The organism is Fructilactobacillus sp. X8R1C1 (genome assembly GCF_059900945.1).
The window spans coordinates 21,304-39,290 of the sequence record NZ_JBWXVH010000002.1; the positions used below are offsets into that span (position 1 = coordinate 21,304).

Sequence of the window (17,987 nt, forward strand, 5' to 3'; positions counted from 1 at the left end):
GCTAGGACTCTCCTTTAAAAGTTGCCTCAATTGCAGATAAAATTTGCTTAGCTGCCGTTCCATCCCCATAAGGATTATGAGCATCAGCCATCTTTCGGTATTCATCTGGATTATCAAGTAAGTCCTCCATCGCATCTTTAATGGCCTTAGGATCAGTCCCAACTAATCTCAAAGTGCCCGCTTTAACTCCTTCGGGGCGTTCAGTCGATTCTCTAAGAACCAAAACGGGCTTTCCAAGTGAAGGAGCTTCTTCTTGAACCCCACCAGAGTCAGACATAATAAAATAACTCCGAGCAGCCATATTATGAAAATCAACCACATCTAAAGGTGCAATCAAATGGATACGAGAATCGCCCTTAAAAATCTGTTGGGCCATCTTTTGAACCACTGGATTAAGATGAACCGGGTAAACCACGTCCACATCAGGATGTGAATCAACCACTTGTTTAATTGCCTGAAACGTTCGTTTCATTGGTTCACCTAGATTTTCGCGCCGATGCATTGTAAGTAAGATGATCCGCTGTCCATCATCAATGTTATCTAAGATCGAATGATGATAATTATCACTCACCGTTTGATGAAGGGCATCAATGGCAGTATTTCCTGTAACAAAGATGTTTGACCCCGGATGATTCTCTTTTATTAAATTTTGCTTACTTAACTCCGTGGGTGCAAAGTACAAGTCAGCTAAAACATCCGTTAATTGACGATTCATTTCCTCTGGATATGGGGAATATTTATTATGAGTACGCAGCCCTGCTTCAACGTGACCTAACATTTTTTTATGATAAAAAGCAACCACTGAAGCGGCAAACGTACTCGTAGTATCACCATGAACTAGAATAATATCTGGATTAGTTTTAGAAATAATTGGACTTAACTTAGTGATCACAGAAACAGTAATATCTCCAAGTGTTTGATCATTCTTCATAATGTTTAAATTATAATCGGGAGTGATTTTGAAAATATCGAGAACCTGCTGCAGCATTTCACGATGTTGACCCGTGACCACTGTGATTGGTTTAAACTTGTTTCGATTTCGCTTCATCTCTAAAATAATTGGAGCCATCTTAATGGCCTCCGGTCGAGTTCCAAAAACAGTCATAACTTTAATTGGTCTGGTCACACTTAATCCCTCCCATTTGCCTAGTACCTTAAGTATATCAAAAGATTTACCCAATTCCGATGCCAAACCACTTTAAATAATGATAAAATGATATTAAACAATCTGTAAATAATTGGTAATGTATTTTTGAATTTAAAAGTTTAATTGCCAAGTACTAAGGAGTAATTAATTTTGGAAAAAATTAGTCTGATTGTTCCTTGTTATAATGAACAGGAATCAATTGAACTTTTCTACAAAACTGTGGAAAAGGTTTTTGCACAAATGAATAAAGACGGTGAAAAGTATGAGCCTGATTACCTTTTTATAAATGATGGATCAAGTGACAATACCTTTAAGATCATTAAAAATCTTCACGAAAAACATCCTGACACCGTTCACTTCATCTCATTTTCAAGAAACTTCGGGAAAGAAGCCGGAATGGCTGCTGGGCTAAGAAATGCCAAAGGCGATTACATTGCACTAATGGACGTTGATCTCCAAGATCCGCCGGAACTCCTTCCTAAAATGCTTAAAATCATTCAGACCCAGGACTATGATTGCGTTGGCTGCGTCCAAACAAGCAGAAAGCAGAATCCAGTACGAGCTTTCTGTTCTTCGATGTTCTATAAAGTCATCGATAAAATGTCAGACGTTAAAATTAAGCCTAACGTTCGAGATTATCGTTTAATGTCTCGACGTTACGTCGATGCAGTAAATGAACTAACAGAATACAATCGATTCTCAAAAGGAATCTTTGCTTGGGTTGGCTTTAACACCAAATATTTAGAGTATCAAGGGGTCCCTCGGGCTGCTGGAGAAACTCATTGGTCTTTCTCACAATTGGTAGAATACTCGATGGAAGGAATTATTGATTTCTCTGATGCCCCACTAACCTTTGCCACTTACGTTGGGATAATCTCATTTTTATTCTCACTCGTTGGGATTGCTTTTGTCGTTATCAGGGCATTATTCTTTGGAGGAGCCGTATCTGGTTGGCCTTCTTTAGTATCAATTATTCTCCTAATCGGTGGAATCCAACTCTTCTGTTTGGGCATTCTAGGAAAATACATTGGAAAAATTTATTTAGAAACGAAACACCGTCCTCAGTACATTATTAAGGACGAAGCATAGTTTAACCGGTAGCCACCTATAAATTATAGGTGGCTTTTTTATACAAAAAAGACTTCACATCATAAAGTGAAGTCTTTTTGAATTTATTAACTAACTTAGAACATTCCCAGAATTCCATTCAGAATCAAGACCATTATTAGCCCCACAACTGAAATCACGGTTTCTAACACCGTCCAAATTGAGAAAGTTTGTTTCATAGTTAAGTCAAAGTATTCTTTGAACATCCAGAATCCGGCATCATTAACGTGTGATGCGGCAAGTGATCCAGCACCAATGGCTAAGGCCATCATTACTGGGTTAACGTTCAATGAAGACATCAGTGGCATAACAAGTCCGGCAGCAGTCATTCCAGCCACCGTAGCTGAACCTAGCGATACACGAAGAATAACGGCAACTAACCAGCCAAGGATGATTGGAGATAGTGATGAGTGCATCATGATGTTCTTAACGGCATCACCAACACCACCATCAATCAAGACTTGCTTAAAGGCACCACCACCACCAATAACCAATAGAAGCATGGCAATTGATTTAACGGAGGCTTCAATACTCTTAGAAACGTCACTCATTTTCTTACCACGATGGAAGCCCATTGACCAGATGGCAAATACTAAAGCGATTACCATGGCAATCATTGGGTTACCTAACATCGAGATAATAGCATCAAATCCTGATGGCTTAGCAACTGCTTTCCCGCCATGGAAAACTAACTGGTAAATGGTATTAACCGCCATGAAAATAGCTGGTAATAATGAAGTTAAAACCGAAAGACCAAAACTAGGAGTTTCATCTAATTTGTATTCTTTAACTTCACCAAAAGCTGGCAGGCTCTTCTTGACTACGAACGCGCTCGGAACAAACTTTTCAGCAAACTTCGTAAAGACAGGACCCGCAATTAAAACAGCTGGAATTGCAACAATGATACCAAAGAGCAATACCTCACCAATATTAGCGCCCAAGGCTGTGGCAACAGCAGTTGGAGCAGGTTGTGGTGGTAAGAATCCCTGGGTTGCTGACAATGCAGCCGCCATTGGAATTCCTAGATAAACAAATGGTACATCGGCTTCAAGGGCAACCGCGAAGACGATTGGAGTAAGTAATACCAATCCAACTTCGAAGAACAATGACATTCCGATAATGAACGAAGCAATTACGATTGCAATCTGTAATCGCTTCTTTCCAAATTTGTCGATCAGCGTCTTGGCAATTCGATACGAACCACCAGAATCAGAAACCAAACGACCGATCATGGCACCGAATCCGAAGACGATGGCCAATTCACCTAATGTACTACCAATACCAGTCTTAATGGCATCGGCAATTGATGCTGGGTTCATTCCTAATCCAAGCGCAACTAAAATAGCTGTGATGATCAAGGAAACAAAAGTATTTAGCTTAAGTTTGATGATCATGAAAAGGAGAAGTGCGATTCCTAAAATCAACACTATGAAGGGCATGTATGACATTTCTTTTCCTCTTTCCAATTATTAAATTAAAACAACGCTATAAATTAATTGTATACGGTTTCATGCCAGTTTTCAACACCATCTTTTAAAATTAAGCTTTAAAATAGCACTAGCCACCTCTTCTTTTACTTAATAAAACTAGTAATGACTCCTCCGATAATGACGAAAATCATTCCAATGGTAATATATAAAAGTTCTCTTTTAGTTTTGTGTTCGTGTAAAAAGATGATTCCACCAAAGGTTGATATGACAACACACATTTGCGAAATCGTAAATCCAGTTGCTACTCCATTTAATTCGGTTGAAATCAAATAGGTTAAAGCACCAAATCCAAACAAGAAACCACTGATAATATTTTTATAGGTAGCCACTTCTTTAAACGGATTAACCTTGGTTTTAAATATTATAAAGCAGGCAAAGATAGTTCCCATCACGACCATTCCAATGGTTTGAGGGAGAAACGCTGCCCATCCATTAGTATTAGCAACTTTTGGGAATGCCGAATAGCCAACATACCCAAAAGTTCCGACGATTAAAACTAAAATACCCTTTCTAATATTAACCTGTTGCTTTTCTTCCTCAGTTTTTGGTGCTAACGTTCTGTCTTTTTTGGTAGTTAGTAAAACACCCAAAATAATTAAAATAATCGATCCGAATCCAGCTAACTTTGGAATCAAACCCGCCCATTCACCAAAAACAATTACTCCAGTTAATGAATTGCCAATCAACTGAAGACCAGTTGACACTGGCATGGACAACGAAACTCCCATCAGTGAAAATGCAGTGTACTGAGTATATTGTCCAATTGCCCATGCCATCCCAGACAGAAGACAAAGCCAAAAAACTTCTTTTGAAATCACTGGTTGCTTAATGAAATAGACAATAACAGCAATTAAAATGGCTCCATATGTAGAACCCATTAGTTGATTAATTGGCTTTCCACCTAGCAAACCGATTGAAATTGGTAAGATACCCCAAGCAATAGCTGGTAATAATGCAATTAAAATATTCAAACTTAATCCCCCGAATTAAAATAATTTCTAATAATTCTCTTCAAGTTCAATATACTACCTTTTAAATCAAACCGATATTCAAAGTCACAAAAAAAGGACACCAAATGTGTCCTTTTTTGAAAAGATAAAATTTTAAATAAAACTTGTAATGACACCACCAAGAATGACACAAATCATTCCAAGTGTGACAAATACTAGTTCTTTCTTTGTCTTGTGTTCGTGAAGAATTATAATTCCACCAAAGGTTGAAATGACAACACACATCTGTGAAATCGTAAATCCAGTGGCCACTCCGTTTAATTCAGTCGAGATTAGATAGAAGAAGGCACCAAATCCGAACAAAAATCCGGTAATAATGTTTTTATATGAAACAGCTTGTTTAAACGGATTAACCTTGGTTTTATAAGCACTAATAATAACAAAGATCGTTCCCATGATGACCATCCCGATCGTCTGGGGCAGAAAGGCTGACCAACCATTGGTATTAGCAATCCTTGGAAAATCAGAGTAACCGATATATCCAAACATGCCAATTACTAACAGAATTAAACCATTCCGAGTATGCTGAGCGGCATTCTCTTCAGCCGTCTTGGGTTCATTACTGCCATTGTCTTTCAAAGTTGTTAGTAAGACCCCAATGATAATCAAAATAATTGATCCAAAACCAGCTAGCTTGGGAATTAAGCCAGCCCATTCACCAAAGAAGATTACTCCGGTAACTGAAGTACCAACTAACTGCAAACCAGTTGAAATTGGCATCGTTCGTGATACACCAATTTGAGTAAAGGCCATGTACTGAGTCATTTGACCAACTGCCCAAGCCATCCCTGAAAGTAAACACCACCAAAAGTCCTGCATGGTGATCACTGGCTGTTTAAAAATAAACACAAGGATGGCAATAATTAACGCTCCATATGTAGTTCCCATCAACTGATTAACTGGTTTACCACCGATTAACCCAGTTGCAATAGGAAGAAGACCCCAACCTAACGCTGGGAGTAAAGCAATTAAGATATTCAATATAATTTCCTCCTAAAATATAAATCCGTGTAGAACACATTATAATCGCCCATAAGCCCAAAAATCAATTAATTAATTATTATCAGCAACATTTGCCCAAATAAAAAACACCTCATTTAGATGAAGTGTTTTAGCGCATATAAATGACCCCACTCAGACTCGAACTGAGATCGACCGCTTAGGAGGCGGTTGCCCTATCCAGTTGTGCTATGGGGCCAAAAACATTTTCTATTCTCTCACGAATAAAAAATTTAGTAAAGAACCAAACTAATGGTGATTTTTATGACTACTTGGTTTACCCTTATCTTTTTGTTTTCGTTTTCGGTGTTTATTCTTTTTTGGTTTAGCCTGGATAGCTTCGTGCACCTGTCTTTTTTTAGTCAGTGCCTGTTGTTTGATTTCTTTTTGATGCTCTAACTGTGAGTCATCAATGTGATCAACGATCTCCCCATTGAAATAATAAATTGGTTTTAATTCATATTCACTATTATCTAAAACGTGCTTTAAATCGCGAAGATCATGGTCATCTCCAAAATTAATTACTAACCCTGGCTCACCCATTCGGCCCGTTCGACCAACACGATGAATGTAGGTATTCGATTCATTTGGCAAATCATAATTAATCACAGCTGGTAATTTTGCAATGTCAAGTCCCCTTGCAGCCACGTCAGTCGTTAATAATAATTTAATTCTTCCCAAACGAAAATCATCCAGCGCCTTTTTGCGGCTCTGTTTACTTTCACCTGCGGCTAATTTTTGTACCTTGCCATTTCCCTCGTGTTTGAAGAAATTAAAAGCCCGATTAAGCGTATCAGTCTGATTAAAAAATACTAATGCTTTAAAACCTTGCATTTTAGATAACCGGTTTAACATTTCATTTCGCTTGGCTCGTGAGATTTGAAAGAGGCCATGGGTTACCTTACCTCTGGTTTGATCAATATCCCTAACGTCAATTATGTCGGCACTTTTACCCATTTTTTCCTTTAGATGATACAAAACATCAGTGTCTGTAGCAGAAAAGTAGGCAGCCTGAGCATCTCTTGGAACTGCAGCAATAATATTTTTAACCTGATCTAAAGAAGTATCGTTGAGCAAATCATCAGCTTCGTCAATGACCACTGTTTCAACGTCATTAACCTTTAATTTTCGTTCATTAATCAAGCTAAGAATTCTTCCGGGAGTTCCCACAACAATCTCTGGATGTTTTTTTAACTGTTCTTGTTGCCGTTTAACGTTTGCTCCACCAATCAATGGCAAAATTTTCACTTTAAAAGAAACCGCCCAATCTCTAATCACACCTGCCACTTGCATCGCCAGTTCTTGAGTAGGTTCGATCACAATGACCTGTGTGCCAACCCCTGGCATCGAATTAGCCAAAATCGGCATTGTAAACGCCACGGTCTTGCCAGAACCAGTTGGTGATAGTGCGACAATGTCATTTTCACCCTCAATCATCGGTGCATAGACTGCTTTTTGGATTGGGGTCTGTTTTTCATATCCTAATTTTTCAAAACGCTTAACAAATTGTTCGAGCACACTATTCTCCTATTTGTAAATAATGAATTCCAGCACTATCAGCAAGACGTCCCATTAAAGCATTAACTTTCTGCATTAAATTCAGTCCTCCAACGTATCGATTTTCGTAAACAGGATTCCCTGGATGATTTATGACTTCAGCAAAATCATTTGCTTCTGGAATCATCGGATTGTCGGTATAAAGAGGAGAAATCTCACTTTCTTTACCCTCATTCATTAATTTAGCTGCCGTAAACTCACCAGCATTATCAATTAAGACCGTTTGCTTTCCACAGTAGATCTCTGATTGTTGATACGAAGTAGTCACCTTACTAAAGTTTAAAGTAACATCAAAAGTGCCATAGTTTAAAACAGCGACTCCACCACCATCAGCTCCGGTTTCAATGAATTTAGGATAGTACATCTGTGTTCTTGGTAATCCAAATAGAGCAACGGCATCATACACAGGATAAACTCCGAGGTCTTCCAAGGCTCCGCCACCAAATTTAAGGTTAAAGACATTCGGAACTTCACCCTTAAGAACCTTATCGTATCGAGAAGAATATTTGCTAAAAGTAAATTCTGCCCCATCAATTTTAATATCATCAATTTGATCTTGAACCGCTTTAAAAGCAGGCATGTGAATGTTCCGTGCTGCTTCCATTAAGCGAGCTTTGGGATGTTGCTTTAACGTGTCGATGGCAGACTGGAATTGATATGGTCCAATAAAAGCAGGCTTTTCAACAATGACATTCTTGTCATGCTTAAGTGCTTCAATGACTTGTTGATAGTGAATGGCATTTGGTGAAGCAATATAAACGGTGTCGAATTTGTCAGATTCAAAGAAAACCTGTAAATCATCAAAAATGTTGTCACAATCATTTGGCTGAGCAAATTTCCGCGCCGTATCTAATTTTCTTGAATAAACAGCGTTCAACTTATACTTGCCAGTACTAACAGCAGCATCAACAAACTTTTGTGTGATCCAGTTAGTTCCAATTATTCCTAATTTAATCATTATAATTCTCCCATTGTACTTCTTCATTATTCACAATATTTACCTGACCTAGATACTGATTCCACTGCTTCTGGTTCCCATTAAAAGCTACGGAATCAAAGCTTCCCTTCTGCCCATCAATGTTTAAATGATCGGAAGAATTCATGTTGATAAAGCGCACGTGCGGTTTCTTTGCATCGCTTTCATTATTTAACCAAAAAGCGGCGTGTGGAATTGATCTAAATTCTCGGTACATCTTCTCGTTAGTATTAATAATAACAGGTCGATCGTATCTCTGGTACAAAAACTGAACAAATTCATTAATCCGTTTCTTTTGTTGCTTTAAATTCACGTTGTTTTCATCATACGGATAGTAATATTGAACTTGAATGACGATTGGAAGCGTCCCGGTATTATCTTTGACTTGAGTTATAAAATTACTCTCTTGGTCTTCAATACTACTCTTAAATCCATAGGTATGATAAACCCCAATCTTTAAACCAGATCCCTGACTGCGATTGTAATTATTGTCAAAATTATCGTCAGCAAAGCTTGCTCCTTGAGTAGAACGAATGTACACGAACTTTTGGCCTTTCTGTTTAAGTGCCGTAAAATCGATGTACCCATCGTCTTGATTTACCGTCACACCCTGAACTGGATACTTTTTCAAAAGTAATTCGCGATCACGATTTTTATGAGCAAAGTACATCCAAATGGAAATAACGATAACTAGTAGCAGTACACTAACCAGTCCAATTAATGCCCACCTAGTTAATTTTTCTTTTCTTACTTTTTTTCGAAGGTTGGACCGGTTAATCTCAGTCATTTGGACCTCCTCAATCATTTCTTATAATTAGTATAATTATAAATCAATATTATCACTATTTATTGATATTCGCTTGAATTCAAACGTTGATTTCAATATAATGAAAGCGTTATAAGTAGTATAATTTTTTTACTCGATCACTTAATAAAGTTGGCATGAAATCTGTCATAGAGTGCATCAACTAGCATGGAAGGGAAAGATTATAATGGAAAACGTAATTGGGGTCGACATCGGAACTACAAGTGTCAAAACCGTTTTATACGATGACAAAGGTGAAGTTAAAGGTTATTCAAACGATGGATATACTTTGTATCAAGACACTGCCGACATGGCAGAAGAAGATCCAGAGGAGATTTTCTCAGCGATGATTCAAGGTCTACAAAATGTTCTTAAAAAAGTAGACCCTAAAAAAGACACCATCAAGGGAGTTTCATATTCGTGTGCAATGCACAGTTTGATCCTCTTGGATGAGAACCACAAGCCACTCACCCGCGCAATCACTTGGGCAGATAATCGTGCCGTTGAATACGCAGATAAATTAAAAGAAAACGGCATTGGAATGGAACTTTACAAAAAGACTGGTGTTCCAACTCATCCAATGACACCACTTGTAAAGGCCATGTGGCTCAGAAATGAAAAGCCTGAATTGTTTAAAAAAGCCCGTTATTTTGTTGGTGTTAAAGAATACATCAACTATAAATTATTTGGGGTTCTAAAAGAAGACTATTCGATCGCTAATGCAACTGGCCTATTCAATATTTTTGACATGGACTGGGACGATGAAGCCTTAAAAGTTGCTGGCATCAAGCGTGATCAACTGCCTGAATTAGTAGACACCACTTATCAATTAAAGGGCTTAAACGAAGAATACGCCAATAAAATCGGAATTGATAAAGATACACCATTTATCATTGGTGCTTCTGACGGTCCTCTGGCTAACTTAGGGGTAGACGCCATTAAACCTGGTGTAGTAGCTGTCACAATTGGAACTTCTGGTGCCGTTCGTGTCGTTAACGACAAGCCAACGATTGATCCTAAGGGTCGTGTATTCTGTTACTACCTAGCTAAGAATATGTGGGTTGTCGGTGGACCCGTTAATAACGGTGGAATTGTCTTCCGTTGGGTTCGTGATCAACTCTGCTTGCCAGAAAAAGTCACTGCCGAACAGATGAATATTGATGCTTACGATCTTCTAACTGAAATTGCTTCTAAGATTCCAGCAGGATCCGAAGGGTTAATCTTCTTACCGTTCTTGGGTGGTGAAAGAGCTCCAATCTGGGATGCCGACGCTCGTGGAACATACTTCGGTTTGACCAGAAAACACACTCGTGCCCACATGATTCGATCTGCTCTTGAAGGAATCGTGTATAACCTCTACACCGTTATGTTAGCCCTTGAAGAAGTTGTTGGCGAACCAAAGAGTATTCAAGCAACTGGTGGTTTTGCTCGTTCAGAACTTTGGCGCCAAATGTTAGCCGACATCTTTGAACAAGACGTCAACATTCCAGAAAGCTTCGAAGGTACGGCTCTTGGAGCTGCTACCCTTGGAATGTACAGTTTAGGCATGATTGACAGCCTTTACGACGTCAGCAAGTTTGTTGGGGTTACCAATACTCATAAACCAAATCCAAAGAATTACCAAGCTTATCGTGAATTGATCCCAATTTACATTCGTCTAAGTCGTCATCTTCAACCAGAATACAAGAACATTGCTAATTACCAACGTGAACATGAAAATGATTGGAAAACCGGTCCAAAAGACGAAGACTAAATCAATATCACTAAAAAGCATCCAATTGGATGCTTTTTTATTTTATGTACTGACTTCGATTTGGCCCCATGCTATAATTAACCATTACGCAAAAAGGAGTGGATCAAATGCCTCAAAGCAACTTAAAGAAAAACATTGGAATCGGTGCTGCCCTGTCAACCGTCATGGGAACCGTGATCGGTGCTGGAGTCTTTTTCAAAACTGCCAGTGTCGTATCTAATACTCATTCTGTCACTCTCACCATCCTAGCATGGATCATTGGTGGCCTTTTAACAATTTGTGGTGGACTAACGGTTTCAGAATTGGCTGCGGCCATTCCTAAAACTGGAGGAACCATTCAATACTTAAAGTATACTTATGGACCGCTAACTGGATTCCTACTGGGATGGGCCGAAATCCTTGTGTATTTTCCGGCCAACTTAGCGGCTCTCTCAATTGTTTTCTCCACTCAACTAATTAATTTGTTTCACTTATCAACATCACTCTCAATTACCATTGCAATTATTTGTGCATTAGGTGTTACGTTAATTAACCTTTTAGGATCAAAAGTGGCCGGAAGAGTCCAATCTTTGACACTAATTGTCAAATTAATTCCTATCTTTATCATTGTAATTGCTGGACTATTACTCCCGGGTCACGTTGACGTATCTTTTTGGCCTCCAATCCAAAACCATGGCTCCACTAACCTATTAACTGCTTTTGGTGGCGGATTACTGGCCACAATGTTTGCCTACGATGGATGGATCAACATCGGAAGCATCGCCGGCGAAATGAAAAATCCCCAAAAGGACCTGCCTAAGGCCATTATTTTGGGTTTAACTTTTATTATGATCATCTACGTTTTGGTAAACTGGGTTTTCTTAAAAAATATGCCACTTGACCAAATTGCAGGAAATCAAAACACCGCCTATGAAGTTGCCATGAAACTATTTGGTGGCATTGGCGGAAAACTAGTGACCATTGGCATCTTAATTTCCGTTTATGGCGCTATGAATGGTTACATCTTAACCGGGATCAGAGTTCCGTATGCAATGGGTAAAGACGATCAATTACCATTTAGTAAATACTTTGCAAAACTTTCTAAACACACTGCTACCCCATATATTTCGGGATTATTTATGTTTATGATCGCTGTCGTTATGATTTTCATGGGTAGTTTTGATATGCTAACTGATATGTTAGTTTTCGTGATGTGGATATTTAATTGCCTTTTGTTCGTTGCTTTATTCATCTTAAGAAAGCGTGAACCGGAGTTGGTTCGCCCATACAAAGTACCTTGGTATCCAATTGTCCCAATTCTCGCACTAGTCGGGGGGATCTTTATCTTAGTTTCAACGATCCTGACCCAAACCGTTTTGGCTATCATTGGTATCATAGCCACTTTAATAGGAATTCCAGTTTATTACTGGCATAAAATGATGAAAAACAAAATTTCAACTGAAAAATAAAAAGAATCTAGCGAGCTAGATTCTTTTTATTTACTCTTTTCCAACACCGTTACACTTTCAACATGCGGTGTTTGCGGAAATTGATCCACTGGTTGAACGGGTTGTTTAATTTCATAGCCACCATCAATTAGAGCCTGACAATCCCGTACAAGAGTAGCAGGACTACATGAAACATATACTAATCGTTCTGGCTTCATCTCTAAGACACTAGCAATAAAGGTTGGATCAAGGCCCTTTCTTGGCGGATCAACTACCACGACATTTGGTCGAATGTCCTGCTCTGCCCACTTTTTCATCTGATCCTCAGCCTTTGCAACCACAAAGCTAACATTATCAATATGATTTAATTTAGCGTTCTTTCGGGCATCTTCAATTGCCTCAGCAACCACATCAACTCCGTACACATGCTTAACTTTTGGTGCCATTGCCAGTGAAATTGTCCCAATCCCGCAATACGCATCAACCACCACATCATTTTTCGATAATTGCGCCTTATCGATGGCCAAAGAATAAAGTTTTTCAGTCTGAACCGGATTAACCTGGTAAAACGACATTGGTGAAATCAAAAACTTGGTGTTTAAGAGTTCATCCTTGATGTAAGCTTTACCTGATAACAGGATGTTCGTGTCCCCCATCAGTCGATTCCCGTGAGAATCATTAACATTTTGAATTAAACTATCTAAATCAGGCAACTGATCATTAATGGATTTAATAATTTCATCTTTATGTGGCAAGTTTTTACCATTGGTAACCAAAACTACCATCATCTCGCCGGTTGCTTTTCCATAACGGACCATAATATTCCTAATACAACCCTTGTGAGTTGCCTCATTGTAAGCACTAACATGATAAGCTCGTAAAACATCCCGAACCTTAATAATGGCTTCATCGATGTGGGGATCTTGAATGTAAAAATCTTCAATTGGAATTAAATCATGACTGTGGCGCCGATAAAAACCCGTTTCCAATTGACCATTCATCTTCCTAACCGGAATCTGAGCCTTATTTCGGTATTTTGATGGATTATCCATTCCAATTGTTTGAGCAACAGCAACGTTTAAATGAGCCTTCTTAAACAATTCCTCAATCTGATGTTGTTTAAACTCTAATTGTTTTGGATATGCAAGGTGTTGTAATGGAGCAATCCCAGACTGCGTATACCGTCGATCAATTGCTTGAACTCGATTGGGACTTGGTTCGATAATCTTTTCTAATTTTCCAAAGGCGAAGTTCTTTTTAACTTTAATCACCCTGATCTGGACTTTCTCACCTGGAAGAGCATCCTCAATGAAAATCGGAAAATCGGAAACCTTACCAACCCCCATTCCCTGGTAAGTCAAATCAATCACGTTTACCGTGAGGTCTTGGTTTTTCTGTACTGGAGCTTCTTTTTTAGCGCTCATTTGTTCTCCTTACTAAAAAGTTTTGCCGTTACACGGCAAAACTTATTTTTTACTATCAGACGGAAGTTCATCGACTTTTCTGACGAACTTCTTTTCAACATTTTTGACCTGAGGAGCGACACTAGCCGACTCACTGATATCATCAGTCTTAAGGTTGGAATAAATACTAATTCGCTGCTTTAGATCGACAAACTTCATCGGAGCATCACCACCGTATTCGCCATCAAGATTAATCTGTAAGCGACTATCATCCCCAGGAAAAGCCTCAAATGTATTGGTCTTTTTGTATATAATCCTAGGATCATCAATGTGCCGACCGCCATTAAACGCTTTAGCAATTAATTGCAACATTTCAACTAAATTACCGGTTTTAACAATAATCATGGTAAATTTACCATCATCCATGGTTGCGTTTGGAACAATTTGTTCAAAACCACCCACTGAATTAGTCATGGCTAAAAAAAACATTGAAGCCTTCCCACGATATTCTCCACCATCATACTTTAATAACATCGGAACTGGCTTCACATTTGGCAACATTTCTGCTCCCTTTACCAGGTATGCAAGATACCCAAAAATAGTCTTTAAATCAGAAGGAACATTGTAAGTTAATTCTGTCATAAACCCACCAGCCGCAATATTAATGAAATAATTAGTCACTTCATCATTGTATGCTTTACCAACGTCCATCTTTGAAACATTGCCCTTAGTGATCACTTTAGCAGCTTCAACGTAATCATCTCGAGGAATGTGCAATGCACGCGCAAAATCATTGGTAGTTCCAGCGGGAATGATTCCTAATTGTGGTCGATAATCACGTGGAGCAATGCCATTAATTACTTCATTGATGGTCCCATCTCCACCTGCCGCAATGATGAGATCAAATCCCTCTTCAGATGCACGGGCGGCTTCATCACGTGCTGAGTGTGGTTTGGGAGTGGTCGCAAAAGCACTGGCTTCATATCCACCATTCTCCAAAACATCCAAAATATTAACCAACTGCGGTTTTAACATTTCACGTCCAGACGTTGGATTGTAAATTACTCGTGCTTTTTTGACCATTCTTACATCACCCTATTTATCTAAAGAACCTTTCAATAATTTGTTTACAACTTGCGGATTAGCTTGTCCATGAGTTTGTTTCATAATTTGTCCAACCAAATATCCAACAGCTCGATCTTTACCATTATGATAATCATCAACTGACTGTTGGTTATCTTTTAAGACCCCATCAATAATTGGTTGCAGTTTTTTAGGATCAGATAATTGGACCAGTCCTTTTTCTTCAACGAATTTCTTTGGATCTTGCCCCTTAGTAACTGCCTTAAATACTTTTTTAGCCATTTTACTTGAGATGGTATCGTCCATAATCATTTTAATCATGGTAGCCATCGCTTCAGGCGTGATTTTGGTGTCTTCCAAGTTAGCTTGATTATCGTTCAAGTACGCATTGACGTTATCTTGAAGGTAGTTAGCGGCTAATTTAGGATCAGCACCTAATTTAACCATTTTATCATAAAAATCAGACATTTCTTTGGTCTGAGTGATAACCATTGCATCATAATCAGTGATCCCTAATTCATTAACGTAACGATTACGACGTTTGATAGGCATCTCAGGCATGGATTCTTTTAATTCATTAATCCATTCATCAGAAATACTCAAAGTTGGAAGATCTGGTTCTGGGAAGTAACGATAATCATCTTTTCCCTCTTTGACACGCATTAACTCAGTTTTACCAGTAGATTCATCAAAACGACGACTCTCAGAATTAATCTGACCGCCGGACATCAACACCTGTTGTTGACGTTGTTCTTCGTACTCAAGTGATTTTCTGACATGATTAAATGAATTTAAGTTCTTTAATTCAATCTTTTGACCCAATTCTTTACTACCAATGGGTCGAACTGAGATATTAACATCAACCCGCATTGACCCTTCTTCCATCTTGACATCAGAAATTCCGGTAAATTGAATCCGTTGTCTTAATCCTTCCAGATAATCATATGCCTGTTGCGGAGTTGTCATCTCAGGCTTAGAGACAATTTCAATAAGCGGAGTCCCCTGACGGTTTAAGTCAACGTAAGAATATTTTTGTTCATGGGTATTCTTACCAGCGTCTTCTTCAATATGCATCTCTTCGATTCCAATTTTTTTCTTACCATTTTCGGTCTCGACTTCAATCCATCCGTTTCTAGCAGTGGGTCTCTCGTTTTGAGTAATCTGATACCCCTTCGGATTATCCGGGTAGAAATAATTTTTACGATCAAAATGAGGGTGCTTTTCAATATGAGCATGTAAAGCTAGCGCCGCTGTGATACCATCCGCAACGACCTGTTTGTTAACGACTGGGAGCGTTCCAGGATAGCCCCAGTCAATCACGTTAGTATTACTATTGGGCTTGTCTCCAAACTGTGCAGCAGATGGACTATAAATTTTTGAATTAGTTTTAAGCTCAACGTGGACTTCTAGACCAATGGTCGTTTCAAAATTCATGACTATTTACCTCCCATCTTTGGTGTTTGCTTGTGAAAATCAGTATTCTGTTCAAAAGCGTATCCTGCTTTATAAATGGTACTCTCATCAAACGGTTTCCCCATTAATTGCATTCCGATTGGCAAACCATTACTGGATCCAGCAATTTGTGACATAGCAGGAACTCCAGCCATATTGGCTGGAATCGTCAAAATATCATTCATATACATTTCAATGGGATCTTGATCTTCTACTCCAATTGTAAAGGCAGTAACTCGAGATGTTGGACTCAAAATTAAATCATGGTCAGCAAAAACCTTTTTAAAATCATTGATGATTAAAGTCCGAATTTTAGCAGCCTGTTTATAATATTTATCAACATTATCGTAAGAAAGCGATAAGGTCCCTAGCATAATCCGTCGCTTAACCTCATCCCCAAACCCTTCTGATCGTGATTTAACGTACAATTCATCAAGTGTTTGAGCATCTGATGCTCGATATCCATAACGAATCCCATCGAATCTTTCTAGGTTAGAAGATGCTTCAGCGGTTTGAAGCGCATTATAAGCAATAACACCATATTTAGAATTAGGCATCGAAACCCAGTCAACCTTTGCACCTAATTTTTTAAACGTTTCTGCGGCATTTTTGATTGCTTTTGAAACATCAGGAGATAACTTATTAACGTATTCCTTGGGAATGCCAATTCTCATCCCCTCGACCCCATCTTTAATGTGTTCGGTGAAATCAGGAACTTCCTGTTTTGAACTAGTTGAATCGTGTTCGTCATGACCTGAAATTGCGTTTAAAACCAGAGCATTGTCAAAGACACTTCTAGTAAGAGGTCCAATTTGATCAAAACTTGAAGCCATCGCAATAAGTCCAAAACGTGATACTCGACCATAGGTTGGCTTCATTCCAACAATTCCCGTGAATGAAGCTGGTTGTCTAATTGAACCTCCGGTATCTGATCCAAGTGCAACTGGAACTTCACCGGAAGCAACTGCGGCAGCCGAACCACCGGACGAACCGCCAGGAACTTTGCTATAATCCCACGGATTGTGAGTGGTTTTAAGGGCTGAATTTTCAGTTGAACTTCCCATTGCAAATTCATCCATGTTGGTTTTACCAACGTTAATGGTACCAGCATTAGAAAGTTTCTTGGCCACCGTTGCATCATAAATTGAAGTGAAATTTTCTAGCATTTTTGAAGATGCAGTAGTTGGTAATTCTTTAGTAACGATGTTATCTTTCAAAGCCAACGGAATCCCATCTAAAATATTATTAGGATCAATCCCACGTTCATCAATGGCTTTAGCATTTTCAAGCGCTTTATCATTTAGATTATTAAAAGCATCAATGTTTTGGTCAGTAGTTTTGATGTTGTCCATGGTCTCTTTTACTAAGTCAACGGCCGAAATTTCCTTATTTACCAACATCTGGTGAAGTGAACGCAAATCCTTATCTAAATAGTTCATTATTATTCATCCTCACTTTCGTCAATAATTACTGGAACTTTAATTAAGTCATCTTGAATATCAGGAGCATTCTTTAACAAAGCATCTTGTTCGTGCCAATCTTCTGCCACGTCTTTTCTAGTAACGTCAATTCGATCCGTTACCGTATAAGTGGGCTCAACACCCGATGTATCAACTTTTTCAAGTGTATCCAACATTTTCAACAAATCATTTAATTGTTGGGTGAATTCAGGTAATTCATCTTTTTTTAATTCAAGCTTAGCTAACCCAGCAATATGTTGGGTTTGTTCTTCCGTAATCTTATCAGCCATTTTATCCCCTCTTTTACTAAATCACTAA

General features: G+C 38.6%; 15 protein-coding genes and 1 tRNA gene. 3 read left to right on the top strand and 13 right to left on the bottom strand.

From position 1 onward, the window contains the following. Position 1 precedes the first annotated feature (1 nt). On the bottom strand, positions 2–1,105 hold the full coding sequence (wecB, locus tag AC6UD1_RS02005) for a non-hydrolyzing UDP-N-acetylglucosamine 2-epimerase (protein WP_500707297.1): 1,104 nt from the start codon (positions 1,103–1,105) through the stop codon (positions 2–4). Between the two features lie 192 nt (positions 1,106–1,297). Between wecB and AC6UD1_RS02010 the strand changes: the two genes are divergently transcribed. Beyond that, on the top strand, positions 1,298–2,236 hold the full coding sequence (locus AC6UD1_RS02010; protein WP_500696551.1) for a glycosyltransferase family 2 protein: 939 nt from the start codon (positions 1,298–1,300) through the stop codon (positions 2,234–2,236). 95 nt (positions 2,237–2,331) lie between these two features. Here AC6UD1_RS02010 and AC6UD1_RS02015 read toward each other — a convergent pair whose 3' ends face one another. From AC6UD1_RS02015 to AC6UD1_RS02045, 7 genes are all read right to left on the bottom strand, one after another. After that, the gene (locus AC6UD1_RS02015) at positions 2,332–3,693 is read right to left on the bottom strand and encodes a gluconate:H+ symporter (RefSeq protein WP_500693612.1); all 1,362 of its coding nucleotides are present in this window, start codon (positions 3,691–3,693) and stop codon (positions 2,332–2,334) included. A 134-nt stretch (positions 3,694–3,827) separates the two neighbouring features. After that, positions 3,828–4,715, bottom strand: a complete 888-nt coding sequence (locus tag AC6UD1_RS02020; RefSeq protein ID WP_500693584.1) for a GRP family sugar transporter — start codon at positions 4,713–4,715, stop codon at positions 3,828–3,830. Positions 4,716–4,847: 132 nt separating this feature from the next. Next, the gene (locus AC6UD1_RS02025; RefSeq protein ID WP_500693583.1) at positions 4,848–5,735 is read right to left on the bottom strand and encodes a GRP family sugar transporter; all 888 of its coding nucleotides are present in this window, start codon (positions 5,733–5,735) and stop codon (positions 4,848–4,850) included. A 144-nt stretch (positions 5,736–5,879) separates the two neighbouring features. Continuing rightward, positions 5,880–5,952 (bottom strand) — tRNA-Arg (locus AC6UD1_RS02030). 50 nt (positions 5,953–6,002) lie between these two features. Next, on the bottom strand, positions 6,003–7,271 hold the full coding sequence (locus tag AC6UD1_RS02035) for a DEAD/DEAH box helicase (RefSeq protein WP_500707181.1): 1,269 nt from the start codon (positions 7,269–7,271) through the stop codon (positions 6,003–6,005). Between the two features lies 1 nt (position 7,272). Continuing rightward, positions 7,273–8,268 carry a Gfo/Idh/MocA family protein gene (locus AC6UD1_RS02040; protein WP_500707182.1) on the bottom strand — a complete coding sequence of 332 codons (996 nt, stop codon included), beginning with the start codon at positions 8,266–8,268 and terminating at the stop codon, positions 7,273–7,275. Beyond that, positions 8,261–9,073, bottom strand: coding sequence for a GH25 family lysozyme (locus tag AC6UD1_RS02045; RefSeq protein ID WP_500707183.1), 813 nt, complete (start codon positions 9,071–9,073; stop codon positions 8,261–8,263). The genes AC6UD1_RS02040 and AC6UD1_RS02045 overlap by 8 nt, the downstream gene beginning before the upstream one ends. 205 nt (positions 9,074–9,278) lie before the next feature. On the opposite strand from AC6UD1_RS02045, the gene gntK reads away from it, so the two are divergent. Both gntK and AC6UD1_RS02055 read left to right on the top strand, forming a co-directional pair. Next, complete coding sequence (gntK, locus tag AC6UD1_RS02050; RefSeq protein ID WP_500696546.1) at positions 9,279–10,844, top strand: gluconokinase; 1,566 nt, start codon at positions 9,279–9,281, stop codon at positions 10,842–10,844. Between the two features lie 107 nt (positions 10,845–10,951). After that, positions 10,952–12,292, top strand: a complete 1,341-nt coding sequence (locus tag AC6UD1_RS02055; RefSeq protein WP_500707184.1) for an APC family permease — start codon at positions 10,952–10,954, stop codon at positions 12,290–12,292. Positions 12,293–12,318: 26 nt separating this feature from the next. Here the strand turns inward: AC6UD1_RS02055 and rlmD are convergent, their stop codons facing one another. The 5 genes from rlmD to gatC are packed head-to-tail and all read right to left on the bottom strand — an operon-like array spanning position 12,319 to position 17,959. Continuing rightward, entirely contained in the window at positions 12,319–13,695 is a 1,377-nt protein-coding gene (gene rlmD, locus AC6UD1_RS02060; protein WP_500707185.1) for a 23S rRNA (uracil(1939)-C(5))-methyltransferase RlmD, read from the bottom strand. Positions 13,696–13,737: 42 nt separating this feature from the next. Then, on the bottom strand, positions 13,738–14,757 hold the full coding sequence (locus tag AC6UD1_RS02065) for a diacylglycerol kinase (RefSeq protein WP_500693576.1): 1,020 nt from the start codon (positions 14,755–14,757) through the stop codon (positions 13,738–13,740). Positions 14,758–14,769: 12 nt separating this feature from the next. Beyond that, positions 14,770–16,191: an Asp-tRNA(Asn)/Glu-tRNA(Gln) amidotransferase subunit GatB gene (gene gatB / locus AC6UD1_RS02070; RefSeq protein WP_500693575.1), complete on the bottom strand. Its 1,422-nt coding sequence runs from the start codon at positions 16,189–16,191 to the stop codon at positions 14,770–14,772. Positions 16,192–16,193: 2 nt separating this feature from the next. Continuing rightward, positions 16,194–17,648 (bottom strand): Asp-tRNA(Asn)/Glu-tRNA(Gln) amidotransferase subunit GatA, encoded by a 1,455-nt coding sequence (gene gatA, locus AC6UD1_RS02075; protein WP_500693574.1) that lies wholly within the window; start codon positions 17,646–17,648, stop codon positions 16,194–16,196. 2 nt (positions 17,649–17,650) lie between these two features. Continuing rightward, positions 17,651–17,959: an Asp-tRNA(Asn)/Glu-tRNA(Gln) amidotransferase subunit GatC gene (gatC, locus tag AC6UD1_RS02080; protein WP_500693573.1), complete on the bottom strand. Its 309-nt coding sequence runs from the start codon at positions 17,957–17,959 to the stop codon at positions 17,651–17,653. Between the last annotated feature and the right edge of the window lie 28 nt (positions 17,960–17,987).

Coding starts and splice junctions, on each gene's coding strand:
- AC6UD1_RS02065 (WP_500693576.1), bottom strand. CDS start 14,757: ATGGTCAAAAAAGCACGAGTAATTTACAATCCAACGTCTGGACGTGAA.
- gntK (WP_500696546.1), top strand. CDS start 9,279: ATGGAAAACGTAATTGGGGTCGACATCGGAACTACAAGTGTCAAAACC.
- rlmD (WP_500707185.1), bottom strand. CDS start 13,695: ATGAGCGCTAAAAAAGAAGCTCCAGTACAGAAAAACCAAGACCTCACG.
- AC6UD1_RS02045 (WP_500707183.1), bottom strand. CDS start 9,073: ATGACTGAGATTAACCGGTCCAACCTTCGAAAAAAAGTAAGAAAAGAA.
- AC6UD1_RS02015 (WP_500693612.1), bottom strand. CDS start 3,693: ATGCCCTTCATAGTGTTGATTTTAGGAATCGCACTTCTCCTTTTCATG.
- gatC (WP_500693573.1), bottom strand. CDS start 17,959: ATGGCTGATAAGATTACGGAAGAACAAACCCAACATATTGCTGGGTTA.
- wecB (WP_500707297.1), bottom strand. CDS start 1,105: ATGACTGTTTTTGGAACTCGACCGGAGGCCATTAAGATGGCTCCAATT.
- gatA (WP_500693574.1), bottom strand. CDS start 17,648: ATGAACTATTTAGATAAGGATTTGCGTTCACTTCACCAGATGTTGGTA.
- AC6UD1_RS02040 (WP_500707182.1), bottom strand. CDS start 8,268: ATGATTAAATTAGGAATAATTGGAACTAACTGGATCACACAAAAGTTT.
- AC6UD1_RS02055 (WP_500707184.1), top strand. CDS start 10,952: ATGCCTCAAAGCAACTTAAAGAAAAACATTGGAATCGGTGCTGCCCTG.
- gatB (WP_500693575.1), bottom strand. CDS start 16,191: ATGAATTTTGAAACGACCATTGGTCTAGAAGTCCACGTTGAGCTTAAA.